The sequence below is a fragment of the Persicobacter psychrovividus genome (assembly GCF_036492425.1).
In the GTDB taxonomy this organism is placed as follows: domain Bacteria; phylum Bacteroidota; class Bacteroidia; order Cytophagales; family Cyclobacteriaceae; genus Persicobacter; species Persicobacter psychrovividus.
Genome location: NZ_AP025293.1, coordinates 356,921 through 370,397, shown reverse-complemented (window position 1 = coordinate 370,397; position 13,477 = coordinate 356,921). Strand labels below are relative to the sequence as shown.

The window sequence follows — 13,477 nt, the reverse complement described above, 5'->3', positions numbered from 1 at the left end:
ACCGCTTTCCGTGCTCGGGAAGCGGTTTTTTCTTTTTTTGAACTGTGGTTTTTTAAAGTCGAATAGTCTCCTTGGGGTAATTCATTACTTTGCGGAGGTAATCAAGATATTTTTTAAGATGAAAGCACGATTGATTTTTTTGTGGGCCATGGTTTTTATCTCCCCGGCTTTTGGACAGGGACGCTTTATTATTGATGCCGATACGGGCAATGAAATGGATGATCTTTTTGCGATCGTCAGAATGCTCGTCGATCCCAATACAGAAGTGATCGCCCTGAATTCGGCACATTATAATAATGCCCAAATCACGGCCGACAGCATTTGGAATGAAAATCCGGTGACGGAATTTAATACCGTGAAGGTCTCGCAGGATTACAACGAACAGTTGCTTGAAGGTCTTCAAATGATGGACATTCCGCATCCGATAGGGGCGAACCGTTTCCTCGGTTATACCTGGGGTTATTATCCTGGGGCAAAGTTACCGCAAAGTCCGGCCTCGGATTTAATCATCAGCGAAGCTAAAAAATTAGCCGATGGGCAGCGGCTCAATATTGCCATTTTGGGCGCCTGCACCAATGTGGCGGCGGCAATTGCCAAAGACACCACCATTGCGGATAAACTGAATATTTATATGTTAGGTGCCGAATTTAATGTGCATACCAACGTGTGGAATAAGAACAGTTTTAATGTTCAGAATGACTTAAATGCTTTTGATTACCTGATGGACAATGAGCAAATTCAATTGACCATAATGCCTGGGGCAGTGATTAAGGCCTTTAAGTACAAGAAATCGGTGATTCAGCCAAAATTATATGCTTACCATCACCCGACCACAGATTTGCTGGCCAATATTTGGGATGATATTAATGCGGCAGAATACCGCGTAATGTGGGATTTGGGACTGACAGCCGCACTCATTCGGCCTGAACTTGCGACCATCGAGGAGCGACCTGCTCCACCGGAAAACAAGCGAAAAACTGTCGGTGTCTTTGTGGATATAGATATGCCTGAAATGCAAAAGGACTTTTGGGAATCATTGGATCAATACTTTAAAAAACATCAAAATGATCATCAATAAATTAGGGCTTGGATTGTGGCTGTTGGCAGCTTCTTGCTGCTGGGGCAGTTCCGCAGTGGCTCAACAAAAAACCATGGCAGAAAAATCAACGACCGAAGGGGTGGTCAAACAGGGCGACCTGTCGGTGTTTTACAATGCCGAACATGGCGGTCGAATCACTCAAATTGAACTCAAAGGGGTTGCTATACTGGTTGGTCCAGAGGTGCACCCCGATTTGTCGGGCAATACCTGGTGGCCTGCACCGCAATCGGTTTGGAACTGGCCTCCTCCGGCCTCCATTAATAACTTGCCTTATCAGCTTGATCGGCAGGAAAACAAAGTAACGATGATTAGTGCCGGGGAGTCAGATTTTGGGGTGCAGCTGAAAAAAGAAATTGAACTTTTTGATCAGAATCATTTGCAAATCACCTATACGGCAACTAATTTAAGTGAGCAAGCCAAAGCTTTTGGGCATTGGGAGATCACGCGTGTTCCGAAAAATGGACGGGTATTATTTCCTGTAGGGAAAGCCTTTCCAAAGCACTTCAAAGGGTACGATAAAAAAAATGCACTGTATGACTTTGGAGCTAACTGCAAGGAACTGAAAAGTGAGGATCAGGCTTATTTTGATTTTGTGATCAAGGCAGGCGAATTAACTTTGCCCAATTCGGATTTTAACAAGCTTTTTGCCGATGGCAAAGGGTGGCTGGCCTATCAGTTGGATAATCAGCGGGTATTGATCAAGTACTTTCGGGATGAAAACCCCTCGGAGATTGCACCGCAACAGGGAGAGATTGAGGTGTATGCCTCCCCAATATTACCTTTGGTGGAATTGGAGCAACATGCACAGTACCATGAGTTGGCACCGCAAGCTTCTTCAGTTTATCAGGTGGATTGGCTGGTGCTCGAAACAGAAAAGGGCTTTTCAATTTCTGCGGCCTGGGTAGAACAACAGATTCAGGCCCACAAACGTAAAGTCCAATAGTAAACGAACCAATTATATTTTACATCATAATGTATGTGTGGCGTAGGGCGATTGTCCCTTCGCCTTTTTTTGTGCTGTTTGGGTTCGTTATACGCAGGCGTAACTGATGGGCTTTTTGGGTAATTTTTTCCAGGCAAAATTTACCACCTCCATCTCGTTGTCATCTACCTGCTCTTCCTCAGAAATATTCAGTAAAAACGACCCTTCTTGCTCACTGATAGCTTTAATTTTGTTCAGCGCCCGATAGGCAAGGTTGGCGGTACTTTTATGTTTCCCCCACGCAATAATCACCGGAATACCTTTTACAAAATAGCGGTCGAAATCTTCTGCACGAGAAGGATCGAACAAGGAATGTTCAGGGAGCTTCATCTCAAGCCTTGGGAAAGCCGAGATAATACTTTCGCTGTTGGAATACGCAAAATCCGACAGGTTGAGAATCCTGAGGTACTGATAGTTTTTAGTGTTAATCAGCAAAGCAAGGCTTGCATGAACATTGGCTGGAATGGCCGGCGAAAAATCGCAATTGTAGCCTTTTAATCCATTCATTGGATTAACGCTTGCAGGGTTCAGCAAAACAATAATGATGTCTGGCTGCGCGGCTTTTTGGGGTTCGCCAGTGTTTTCATCCACCAGTTCATGATGTACAATATCAAAGTATTTTCGGGCTTCCTCGCCCGTGGGAAGTTCATAGAAATACCCGAAGCACCTGTAATCTAAAAGTTCGTTGGTTGTCAGCATAAGTGTAAAAGCGGCATTAATCCCTTAGGATTGCATAGTTACAAAGCTACTATTTAAAATGCTAATTTTCACTTTTTTTGGGTGAATAAGTAATTTATATTCCTATTAATTATATAGCATTTGAAACGCCAGACAGCTTGGGAGTATCCGAACTGTTAAGATATTAAATGATTTTCACCATTTATGCTTCATCTGCTTACCTGACGATAGGTCATAATGCGTGGGATACACGCAATTGTTCTTTTGTGGTTGTGTGTGTTTATGTTATTTGGCCAATTGAAAGCCTATAAATACGAAAGAATTTTTTTGTTGGAAAGCGAAAAGAAAAGCAATGAAACAGCAAAATTGTAAGATTCTTAACAATTTTATTAAATAATAACTTTTTGTAGCCAAAAAATATATCACTTGGTCAAATCACAGCATTTATAAAGAGGGGTAAATTACATTCCGTTCATTAAGCACGAATTATTCAATTTTTTAAAACATCAGCTTATGAACCCAAAATTTAACATGTTATGCTGGATCCTATTATGGTGTCCGGTTTCCTTTTTGTGTGCCCAACAACCAGCCGATTGGGGCAATGAAGACCGTTGGGAAAGTCTGAACCCCGGCGGTGGCGGACAAATCCAAGACCTCTACTTTGATAAGAATGTTGATGGCCGAGTGTGGTTTTCCAGTGATATGGAGGGCGTTTACCGTTCCGACGATTACGGGCAGCAATGGCACTTTGTGAGTCGCGACCTTTCCCATGGGATGGCCTTTGTGATTAACCAAACAATTGGTGAAAACAAAACCTTCCAGGGCGGACTTTATGGTGCGCATATTTCCACCAATGCCGATGCGGCCGACCCGCATGAGGTTACCTGGGATATGATTGAAATTACCCGCGGAGATGCCATTGCATCAATTGCCATTTCAGCAGATAACCAAACGATTATTCTGGCACCAGGCTGGCAAAATAAAGATCCGCAGAAATGCCAGCAGTCTTTGCTTGACCCTGTACAGAATTTGAGCAGTACCAAATTTAATGGCGAGCGAAACATTTACCTTTCCAAGGATGGCGGCCAAAGCTGGCAAAGTGTTTTGTATGATGCTGAAGAAGGTTACCGCAATATTTTTGCGGTGAATATCAACCCCATTAACGACCATATTTACATCGCCGCAGGCGGGGGCTTGTACCTCTCTACGGATGGTGGCAGCAACTTTACCAAAGTAGCGGAACCGAATGATGCCCTGATTGGCGCCGGAGCGGCAACAAGCTGTAACAACCGCCCAGACGGCGGATCGCGCGGGGTAAGTGTTTCTCCAGATGGGAAGGTCATTTATGCCAGCTTCCAGACCACAGGCGGAGGAACTTACCTCGATAAAAGATGGGCATTATATGCCATGCGCACCACCAGTACAGGTTTGGATGGCAGCTGGCTGAAAATTATGGATGGCCTGACAGACACCGCAGAGTGGTACGACCCGAAGGTTGACCCACGCTCTACGGCCACTGCTCACCGCCTTGCGGTAGGGACAGTATGGAACAACAACGCCAACCGAATTGGTTTGTGGGAAGCGGAAATCTCCCTGGATGAAAATGCCAACATTATCAGCTACCAATGGAGCAATGTGCTTGACATGCCAAAATCCGGCCGCTGCTTTGACTTTGAAGTCAGCTGGGAACGCAGGAATTTCATTGTTCGTTCTGTCGATTATTCCCCAGCAAGCTGGAAGGATAACTTAATCGTGACCATGGGAGGAATGAACGTTTTCATTACCGACCGTAACGATGTGGGCTACCCTTGCAGTAGCTGGCGAGAAATTTATGGTGAAGTGGTGTATTACCATGAAGGTTTAGCCATGTCACGTGAGCGCGGGTTTTCATCTCCTTATTCTTATGATGTGTCGGCCTATGAAAACTACATGATTCAAGGCTGTGCCGATCACGGAATTATTCAGAGTCTTGACCATGGTTACTCCTGGACGAGTGAACATACGCCTCAGGGAATTACCAATGCAATGGGAGTGGCAACAATCCCGACCACACCCGCTTTGGTGGTAGCGGATATGCGCAAAGGGTATGGTGCCCCAAGCCATAATGTAGGTGGGCTTTTTGCGAAGGAGATTAATCTGGAGAGTATCGGTCAGAAAACCGACTGGAAACTGATTGGCGGTGGTGCCCCAAATTCCGCAGGGGAAGTGAATGGCCTGCCAAGCCGAAATTTCCGGGCCATTGTTTACGATCCGCATCATGTGGAGCGGGTGTTTATTTCAACGAGGGGAAAAACAGCCTCTTCAGGAGATGTGCCGGGAGGAATCTACACTACTGATGATATTCTGGCAGTTTATAATGGTACGGGCAGCTTCCGTAAAATTTCTGACCCGTCCGTAGATTTTCTTGATATTCGAGATATTTGGGTAGATCCCAACGATGCCAATTACCTTTTTGCTCGTACCTCAGGAACAGGTAGCGGCGCAAGCCTTTACCGTGGGGTGCGCGATGCTTCCGGAAATTACTCCTGGACGAGCATGGAAGCCAATTGCCGAAATGCGGGAGACGTTTACCTTTTTACGCACAAAGGCGATACCTGGGCCGTGATGGCCGCCGAGCTTGATGGCCACTATGGGGTTTATATCAACAGGGACCCACGTGCTGATAACTGGCATGAGTCCGGTTCATGGATTTTCACCGATATGGATATTGCGGCAAGCTTGGCCCTTCGTCCTGAAAAATGGATTGAACCCAATGAGCCGATCGCTTTCAGCGGACTGGCGGCCCACGAAGATTTTATTGTCCTGACCACCGGTGTGGGTACACATAAGAAAGGGCTGGGGACTTTCCTCGGCCAAATCAATGGCGATCGGGTGGATTGGTACGACTGGTCGGTGGCGCCTGCCAATAACCGATCGTTGGAAAACCCAACAGGGTTGCAGGCTAAAATTCATATTGAAAACGGCACGCCTTATTATATGGTGGCATTGGCCACTACCGGCCCTTGGCGCCGTCAGTTGCCTTCGGCATTGCTTGCCCCACCTTGCGATGTTCGTTTCCCATCGAGTTCCGTAAATTATGCCGCTGTTGGTGGTGCTGAAACCATCAGTATTTCATCTGATGAGGCAGTAAGCCTGGGCGAAGTTTCGGAATTCATCACTGCCGACCTGCAAGGTACTCAATTGAATATCAGTGTAGCGCCAAATCATGGCAGTGCCCGTACTGGTACGGTGGAGCTGATCGGTTGTAAAACCCGATTCCTGACCATCGTTCAGGCAGGAAATGGCGCTATCATCGAGACCTTTGATTTGATGCCTACGACCAATCAGTGGACAGATGGGCAATTTACAGGTAATGAAGGCGTGGTATGGAATTACTTGCAGGTGAAAAGAACCTCCTCGATCAATGGTAATTCGGTAAAAGTGGATAACAGTGCCGGCGGTGCGGTTTATGCACAGCTTTCTGGTGGCCTGACCCGACTGGTGTTTAAAGTCATGCCGACAGGAACAGCCAACCCGACAGGGGTAGTTGTTGAGGTTGACGGAGCGGAAATTTACCGCCAGGATATTGCTGCCAACAGTGGCATCAGCACCATTACGATTGAGGACCTGGAGATTACTGGAGATTATGAATTGAGGTTTTCAGGTTTCAATAATGCCGACCTTCAAATTGATGATATCGAGTGGTTGCCGACACCCTTGGAGGTGAGCTATCCTTTAACGGTTACCAATGGATCAGGAAGCGGATTTTTTGCTGAAGGCGAAACGATTGGTATTTCTGCAGATCAGCCAGCCGATGGGATGGTGTTTACGCATTGGAGTGGGGACGTGGCGCAAATTGCAGATGCCAGTCAATCAACCACAAGCCTGATTATGCCCGCTTCAGCAGTGGCTGTTACGGCAAACTATCAGGCCGTTAGTCTGGACTTTATGGAAACCTTCGACCTGATGCCTGTTGCCAATCAATGGTCGGATGGGGTGTTTACGGGCAACCATGCACAGGCATGGGCTTACCATCAGGTAAAGCGCACCAAGACAATCCATGAAAATACCTTGAAGCTGGGCAACAGCACCGGTGGTTATCTTGAAACTGCCTTCACCGACGGACTGGGCAGTTTGTCCTTCTTGCTCGCTCCTACGGGAACAGCGCAGCCGACGGGTGTAGACGTTTACGTGAATGGGGTTTTGGTGGAGCAGTTCTTCCTTGCGGCGAACAGTCCTGCCACCTTATTTAAAATAGATGGCATCAATCAGTCGGGCAATTGTACGCTGAAGTTTGTGGGCAACAGCAACTCTGATCCGCAACTGGACGATATCGCCTGGTCGGCTTTCGGAAATGCGCGTCAGTTTGCCAACGAAGTGCCTGCGGCTTCCCTGAGTTGTTATCCTAACCCAGTGAGTGGGCAGCTGAAGGTGGTTTATCCGCAGCAGACCATGTTGCAGATTTTCAACAGTGTCGGGCAGCTGGTTCATCAGTCGGTTCATGACGGGGAGTCAGTGATTCATACCGAAGACTGGCCTGCTGGAATTTACATTGTCAGAACAGGGGATGAACAGCAAAAGATTTTGAAAAAATAAATGGATGATGAAAAAAGGGGGCTTCGGCCCTCTTTTTTTTTACTCCTCATTAAACCTTTTTATCAGCTGTGCATCGAAGGAATACATAACACTAAAATAATTGACGATGAGAAAGATTTTGACCAAAGTTGCCATATTAAGTTTATTGTTAGTCCTCATGACGATGCTGGGGAAAAGTGATGCCCAGGCACAGCGAAGATTCCGACGGGTATCCACAAAGAAAGTGGTGGTGATCAAGCCCGGAAAAAGGGTTCGTCGATTACCCGCAAAAGCGGTGGTCATTACCCATCGGAATATTAATTACCACTATGCTAAGGGCGTTTATTATCGAAGGATCAACGGGGCTTATCAGGTGGTGCAGCCTGCCTACGGGCTGAGATTGGTGAGCCTGCCTGCTAAGGCGGTGCTGGTTGCCAACAGGCGGACCATATACCACTATAATGGTGTATATTATAAAGCAGTGGCCGCTGGTGGCTATGAGGTCATCGAAGCACCTGAGTTGGCAAATACCTGATGGTCAGCAAAGGATGTAAGGGAACAACAGTCCGTTGCTTTTTGCGATTGATGACTGATACCATACCGATGGAGGCTGCTGAAGAATTTTGGGCCTTATCAAACAGGGTGGCTGATACATTGCAGCAGGCACCAATCTATATTTTCGATCAGCGATAAACTGAGGGAGGCCATTGGCTTCCCTTTTTTTGTGTGAAAAATAGCGGTGAGGTGTAATGTTTCTTGTCCTGCGGAAAGCTTTTCAGCGCCCCTTGAAAAGGTTATTTAAGGTTGGTAGATCGCTGATATTCCACCACAGGGGTGTAAGGCGATTAGGGTGCTTCTCAGTAATAATGGTCAATCTTTTGGAGCAGCGGAGGGGATTCCTGAGCGAGCTTAATACCCCTTGGAGCAGGTAACCCTCAGTGGGTATTTATGTAAGTTTTGTCTGTTATCTGTCGAATAGTTCATCTATAGTATTGGTTATTATTTCTACATAATTATGTAGATTAATCAACGGGAACCGACTAATGATACTTCAAAGGGTAGGAGAATGAATACACCTGCACTTCGGAACAGGATGGTTCTCATAAAGAATGCCGCATTCCAAAACCAAAACAGGAGTTTGTTGTTGAAATACAGCAAGTGCAGCAATTCGGAAGCCAGTCGCATGATGAAGCGGCAGGTGGGCCTTTAAAATCTTTTGTCTATGAACCTGAATGAAATCACTGAAAAAGCCCTGCGCAAATTTCGAATAGATTTTTCAACCCATCGGGTGGCCATAGAAGGGAAACGTCTCGCGTCAGCCGCACAATTGACGGATTTTGTGTTGAGCAAGTTGAAAGGCACCATCACAGGGAAATATGAATTTCAGAGCTTTAATGCTGAAGGAGCGAAAATAGATGAATCTGGGCTGAGTTTCAGCCAAATTAAAATGAAGAAAGCCAAAGCCAATAGCGTACTGACGCAACTGTATATTAAAGAGCTCACAAATGTTGTGGGTGCTATTACTGCCCAAAAATAAGCCTATGAATACGCAATTTTACATTAAAACACCCGTGCATCACACCACAAAAGAAAGTGGCCAGTACAAACAATATGTCGCTGACCAGTGGCGGAAATTTGCTGATGTCAGGTTCGTCGTTACCTCCACAGACAGCCTGGCGATCATCTTTACTGACCATCGGCTGTACCGTCTGGTTGGAACAAGCACCTTGGCCAATGGTATGTTGGTACTGGAAATGAAATTTGAAGGAGTATTGGGGAAGAAGTGATCGTGATGTTTTATAGTGGTGATTAGTTTATATATTTAATCATATTGATTAATTTATAGGTTGATATCATCATCTTATTTTTTTAATGCTGAAACATAAACTACTTACCATAGACGGTGGAGGGACAAGGGGGGTGATTCCTGCCACGATCCTGATGCACCTTGAGGAATACCTGCAAGGCAAGCAGGCAGGAAAAAGTCTGAATCATTATTTTGATCTGGTCATGGGGACCTCCACGGGAGGAATCATTGCCTTGGCAATAGGCGCAGGTATCCCGATGCGGGCGATTCGGGACCTTTACCTGAAAGAAGCAAGTGAGATTTTTAAAGACTCCATCTTCGATGACCTTCGCGACGGGTTCTGGAATTTGTTTGGCGCGGATTATACCCAAAAGGTACTGTCTCAGAAGTTGCAGGCGGAATTTGAAAAAGCTGGAGTAACGACCATGGGCGAGATCAATCGCACGAGTCGCGCAAAAATTTTGGTGGCGGCATTTCATCTCAACCCAGCGGCCAACGAGCAGGGCGTCCATAATTTTCGTCCACGGATTTTTAATTCATGGTTCAGGCGAGATTCTGATCTCCCCCTCTATAAAATAGGTTGCGCCACCTCCGCAGGGCCAACATTCTTTCCCGTTTACGGGCTGAACGACCATCGGTATATTGATGGGGGCGTGGCGATGAACAACCCTGCAATGGCGGCGGTATCTTTTGCCATGAACAAAAATATCGATCCTTCTTCAACAGCTCATGGTGGCCCCGAAGGCCAACAAAAAGGGCTCGGCAAATCGATTCACGAACTGGCGCTGTTGTCTTTAGGAACAGGGACCTCCAACACGGCACATATTTCTGCAGAACAAGTTGGAAAAGGCGACTGGGGAGCCGCAAAATGGATTAACCACATGTCTGATTTATTGACAGAAGCCAATATGCAATCTACGGCCTATTATGTGGAGCAGCTTTTCCATGACAATAAGGACTATCTGCGTGTGAATTTCAATCTTGCAGACCCGAAATATCAGCTGAACCTCAAAGATGGCGAAGCAATTAAAATAGATGAAACCGACCCGCAAAGGCTTCAGCAGCTCGTGGACATTGCCGACCGCTATTGGGAAGAACATCAGTCCGAGTTGAAATCCTTTTTCGACCGCACAGCAGATGAAAGTCAGTGGGTTGTTTAATAGGTGAGCAAATTAGTTGAAGTGGCGCTCCGCCATATGAATCTGTGTTTTATCGTTCAAAATATACCATCATTATAAGCTATCGCGAGACTCTGTCTCGTGCTCATTCTATCGCCGAAGTTTTAACAGGTGAGCAAATTAGTTGAAGTGGCGCTCCGCCATATGAATCTGTGTTTTATCGTTTAAAATATACCATCATACAAACCTGTCGCGAGACTCCGTCTCGTGCCAAATCTATCGCCGAAGTTTAATAGGTGAGCAAATTAGTTGAAGTGGCGCTCCGCCATATGAATCTGTGTTTTATCGTTCAAAATTTACCATCATACAAACCTGTCGCAAGACTCTGTCTCGTGCCAAATCTATCGCCGAAGTTTTAATAGGTGAGCAAATTAGTTGAAGTGGCGCTCCGCCATATGAATCTGTGTTTTATCATTCAAAATATACCATCATTATAAGCTATCGCGAGACTCCGTCTCGTGCCAAATCTATCGCCGAGGTTTTAATAGGTGAACAAATTATTTGAAGCGGCGCTCCGCCATATGAATCTGTATTTTATCGTTCAAAATAAACGATCATTATAAGCTATCGCGAGACTCCGTCTCGTGCCAAACCTATCGCCGAAGTTTAATAGGTGAGCAAATTATTTGAAGCGGCGCTCCGCCATATGAATCTGTGTTTTATCGTTCAAAATATACCATCATACAAACCTGTCGCGAGACTCCGTCTCGTGCCAAATCTATCGCCGAGGTTTTAATAGGTGAACAAATTAGTTGAAGAGGTGCTCCGCCATATGAATCTGTATTTTATCGTTCAAAATATACCATCATACAAACCTGTCGCGAGACTCTGTCTCGTGCTCATTCTATCGCCGAAGCTTTAACAGGTGAACAAATTAGTTGAAGCGGTGCTCCGCCATATGAATCTGTGTTTTATCGTTCAAAATAAACGATCATTATAAGCTATCGCGAGACTCCGTCTCGTGCTCATTCTATCGCCGAAGTTTTAACAGGTGAGCAAATTAGTTGAAGCGGCACTCCGCCATATGAATCTGTGTTTTATCGTTCAAAATATACCATCATACAAACCTGTCGCGAGACTCTGTCGCGAGACTCTGTCTCGTGACCAACTGCTCGGCGGAGTGATCCCGACGGACAATTTATATTAATCCAAAAAATCATCACCACAATTCAACTTGGCACCTAAAAGAACAGGTGCTACGGCAGTTTTTTCTATCGTCCGACAATTTTCTGCAAATATTTCGACTACTTGCAGCTCCCATCGATTCGCTGAGAGGTCAGCAGGGAGGAAAAAGCAGCGTAGCGGACAAGCCATGATCGAACAATATCTTTTCAATTTTCAGCAGGACATTTCAGAAATCACGATGCCCGAAGGGTTGAACAACCCTTTTGAAACCCAAATCCCCAAGATAGGCCTTGTGGCCGTTCGTGAAGTTCAGGATTTTATTGGTCAGTCTGCCGCAGGATGGGGTTATGATTTTACCGAAAGAAAAGGAAAGATGTTCGGCGTACTGGTAGTGCAGTTGCCGAAGGGGGGCTACGCTTATTTAATGACGGTGTCTGGGGTGCTTGGCCACGATCAATCGGTGCCTTGTTTTGTGCCCTCGGTTTTCGATGATTCCCCCGATCAGTCTTTTGTCGGGGAGGGTATGCGGGCATTAAGTGCCCTTGGGTTGGAAATTCAATCGGCAGAGGATCAGGCCACCATTCAGCAATTAAAAGCCACCCGCAAACAAAAGTCTTTTCTACTTCAACAGCGGATTTTCAGTCAATATCAATTCCTCAATCAAAAGGCAGAAAGAAAAAATGTCTTGGATATTTTTCGGGATTTCAATTGTAGCAGTCCGCCAGCTGCGGCAGGCGACTGTGCGGCTCCAAAGTTATTGCATTTTGCTTTCAAACATTCCCTCAAGCCTATCGCTATTGCCGAGTTTTGGTGGGGGAATACGCCAAAAGGAGCCGAAAAGCAACATGGCCATTTTTATCCTGCATGCCAAAGCCGCTGCCTTCCTATCTTACAATTTATGTTAGCTGTCGAAAATTAAGGGGGTTCCTGCCCGTTTACAGCGGCGTGTTCGTTGTTTTTTCATTTTAACACCTGCATTTTCATCGATCAGCGAGCCGTAATAAATTTAAATATTCAAATATCACTGATTTGGGTAGGCGAAAAGTACCCCAAAACGATTCAAATTATATCCTATAAAAATCATACTCGATCGATCGAATAGTTTTTGATATTATAAAATAATTAAATTTGATTAAATTTAATCTTAATCTACGGTCAAAATAGGCCACCTGAGTAAATATTATATTGGATAGATTATATTTTTATTCGGTTAATTAATTTTTAGGTCAGTAAAAAGTTAATATGAAATACGATTAGTGCAATAAATATCAATTTGGCATTCATTTATATTAATTGATATGGGAATAATAATTCGTTACCACTAAAACACCTTGTTTAAACTTGAATTACCTCGTTCTGATTATCATTTTATTAAATAATGATAATGGTCATTAAAGTATACTGTTGTTCGTTTCCTTTTCATCATGTATGTTTGAAACATAATCATTGAGAACAACAATTGAGAAACATGAATTTTAAGATCAACAAACAATTATTCGTATTTGCCTTAATTGCACTTTTATCAGTTTCAAAAGCGTGGGCAACGGAATACGAAATTATCATCAAAGGCGTGAGCAACGTTCACGACTGGGAATGTAAGGTAGAAAAGGCCGATGTGAACATTGATGTTCAGGCTTCAAATGGTTCAATTGAAGCCCTGAATGGCGCAACATTGACCGTTCCTGTGAAGTCCATCAAATCTGGAAAGAGCGGGATGGACAAAAACATTTACAAGGCATTGAAGGAAAGCAAACATGCTGAAATTGCTTTTGAAATGAAAAATGTAAAATCTGTTGATGGTAAAACAATCACAGTGCAAGGCGATTTGCGTATCGCAGGAGTTACAAATGCGGTGGATTTGAATGCCGAACTCGTAACCATTGACGGTAAAAATGCCATTAAAGGTCAGCAGGTCATTTCTATGAAAGATTATGAAGTGGAGGCCCCAACAGCCATGTTCGGCGCCATTACCACTGAAGACGAAGTTACCGTGGAATACACGATCTATTTATAAGCGTAACTGCATATTTTATTTACTCAACCTACTTTAGATT

Annotated in this window: 10 protein-coding genes; 9 read left to right on the top strand and 1 reads right to left on the bottom strand. The window is 44.9% G+C overall.

Going from position 1 to position 13,477, the window contains the following annotated elements; translation table 11 throughout:
* Nucleotides 1-118: 118 nt before the first annotated feature.
* Together AABK40_RS15090 and AABK40_RS15085 are read left to right on the top strand one after the other, a co-directional pair.
* On the top strand, nt 119-1,078 hold the full coding sequence (locus AABK40_RS15090) for a nucleoside hydrolase (protein ID WP_338398501.1): 960 nt from the start codon (nt 119-121) through the stop codon (nt 1,076-1,078).
* Entirely contained in the window at nt 1,065-2,042 is a 978-nt protein-coding gene (locus AABK40_RS15085; protein WP_338398500.1) for a DUF4380 domain-containing protein, read from the top strand. Before AABK40_RS15090 ends, AABK40_RS15085 begins: the two co-directional genes overlap by 14 nt.
* An 87-nt stretch (nt 2,043-2,129) precedes the next feature.
* Here the strand turns inward: AABK40_RS15085 and AABK40_RS15080 are convergent, their stop codons facing one another.
* Nucleotides 2,130-2,780, bottom strand: a complete 651-nt coding sequence (locus AABK40_RS15080; RefSeq protein ID WP_338398499.1) for a hypothetical protein — start codon at nt 2,778-2,780, stop codon at nt 2,130-2,132.
* 492 nt (nt 2,781-3,272) lie between these two features.
* On the opposite strand from AABK40_RS15080, the gene AABK40_RS15075 reads away from it, so the two are divergent.
* The 7 genes from AABK40_RS15075 to AABK40_RS15045 all read left to right on the top strand — a co-directional run bounded on the left by AABK40_RS15075 (nt 3,273) and on the right by AABK40_RS15045 (nt 13,437).
* The gene (locus tag AABK40_RS15075; RefSeq protein WP_338398498.1) at nt 3,273-7,334 is read left to right on the top strand and encodes an InlB B-repeat-containing protein; all 4,062 of its coding nucleotides are present in this window, start codon (nt 3,273-3,275) and stop codon (nt 7,332-7,334) included.
* A gap of 106 nt (nt 7,335-7,440) precedes the next feature.
* Nucleotides 7,441-7,848: a DUF6515 family protein gene (locus tag AABK40_RS15070; RefSeq protein ID WP_338398497.1), complete on the top strand. Its 408-nt coding sequence runs from the start codon at nt 7,441-7,443 to the stop codon at nt 7,846-7,848.
* 687 nt (nt 7,849-8,535) lie between these two features.
* Nucleotides 8,536-8,850, top strand: a complete 315-nt coding sequence (locus AABK40_RS15065; protein WP_332922824.1) for a hypothetical protein — start codon at nt 8,536-8,538, stop codon at nt 8,848-8,850.
* 4 nt (nt 8,851-8,854) lie between these two features.
* Nucleotides 8,855-9,100 (top strand): hypothetical protein, encoded by a 246-nt coding sequence (locus AABK40_RS15060; RefSeq protein ID WP_332922825.1) that lies wholly within the window; start codon nt 8,855-8,857, stop codon nt 9,098-9,100.
* A gap of 85 nt (nt 9,101-9,185) precedes the next feature.
* Complete coding sequence (locus AABK40_RS15055; RefSeq protein ID WP_338398496.1) at nt 9,186-10,280, top strand: patatin-like phospholipase family protein; 1,095 nt, start codon at nt 9,186-9,188, stop codon at nt 10,278-10,280.
* A gap of 1,330 nt (nt 10,281-11,610) precedes the next feature.
* Nucleotides 11,611-12,342 carry a pseudouridylate synthase gene (locus AABK40_RS15050; protein WP_338398495.1) on the top strand — a complete coding sequence of 244 codons (732 nt, stop codon included), beginning with the start codon at nt 11,611-11,613 and terminating at the stop codon, nt 12,340-12,342.
* A 549-nt stretch (nt 12,343-12,891) separates the two neighbouring features.
* A complete protein-coding gene (locus AABK40_RS15045; RefSeq protein ID WP_332920975.1) occupies nt 12,892-13,437 on the top strand; it encodes a YceI family protein in 546 nt (181 codons plus the stop codon).
* The last annotated feature ends 40 nt before the right edge of the window (nt 13,438-13,477 follow it).

What these genes read in the sequence shown, in the direction of transcription:
- AABK40_RS15090 (WP_338398501.1), top strand. Translation starts at nt 119, where the DNA reads ATGAAAGCACGATTGATTTTTTTGTGGGCCATGGTTTTTATCTCCCCG.
- AABK40_RS15060 (WP_332922825.1), top strand. Translation starts at nt 8,855, where the DNA reads ATGAATACGCAATTTTACATTAAAACACCCGTGCATCACACCACAAAA.
- AABK40_RS15075 (WP_338398498.1), top strand. Translation starts at nt 3,273, where the DNA reads ATGAACCCAAAATTTAACATGTTATGCTGGATCCTATTATGGTGTCCG.
- AABK40_RS15080 (WP_338398499.1), bottom strand. Translation starts at nt 2,780, where the DNA reads ATGCTGACAACCAACGAACTTTTAGATTACAGGTGCTTCGGGTATTTC.
- AABK40_RS15065 (WP_332922824.1), top strand. Translation starts at nt 8,536, where the DNA reads ATGAACCTGAATGAAATCACTGAAAAAGCCCTGCGCAAATTTCGAATA.
- AABK40_RS15055 (WP_338398496.1), top strand. Translation starts at nt 9,186, where the DNA reads ATGCTGAAACATAAACTACTTACCATAGACGGTGGAGGGACAAGGGGG.
- AABK40_RS15085 (WP_338398500.1), top strand. Translation starts at nt 1,065, where the DNA reads ATGATCATCAATAAATTAGGGCTTGGATTGTGGCTGTTGGCAGCTTCT.
- AABK40_RS15050 (WP_338398495.1), top strand. Translation starts at nt 11,611, where the DNA reads ATGATCGAACAATATCTTTTCAATTTTCAGCAGGACATTTCAGAAATC.
- AABK40_RS15045 (WP_332920975.1), top strand. Translation starts at nt 12,892, where the DNA reads ATGAATTTTAAGATCAACAAACAATTATTCGTATTTGCCTTAATTGCA.
- AABK40_RS15070 (WP_338398497.1), top strand. Translation starts at nt 7,441, where the DNA reads ATGAGAAAGATTTTGACCAAAGTTGCCATATTAAGTTTATTGTTAGTC.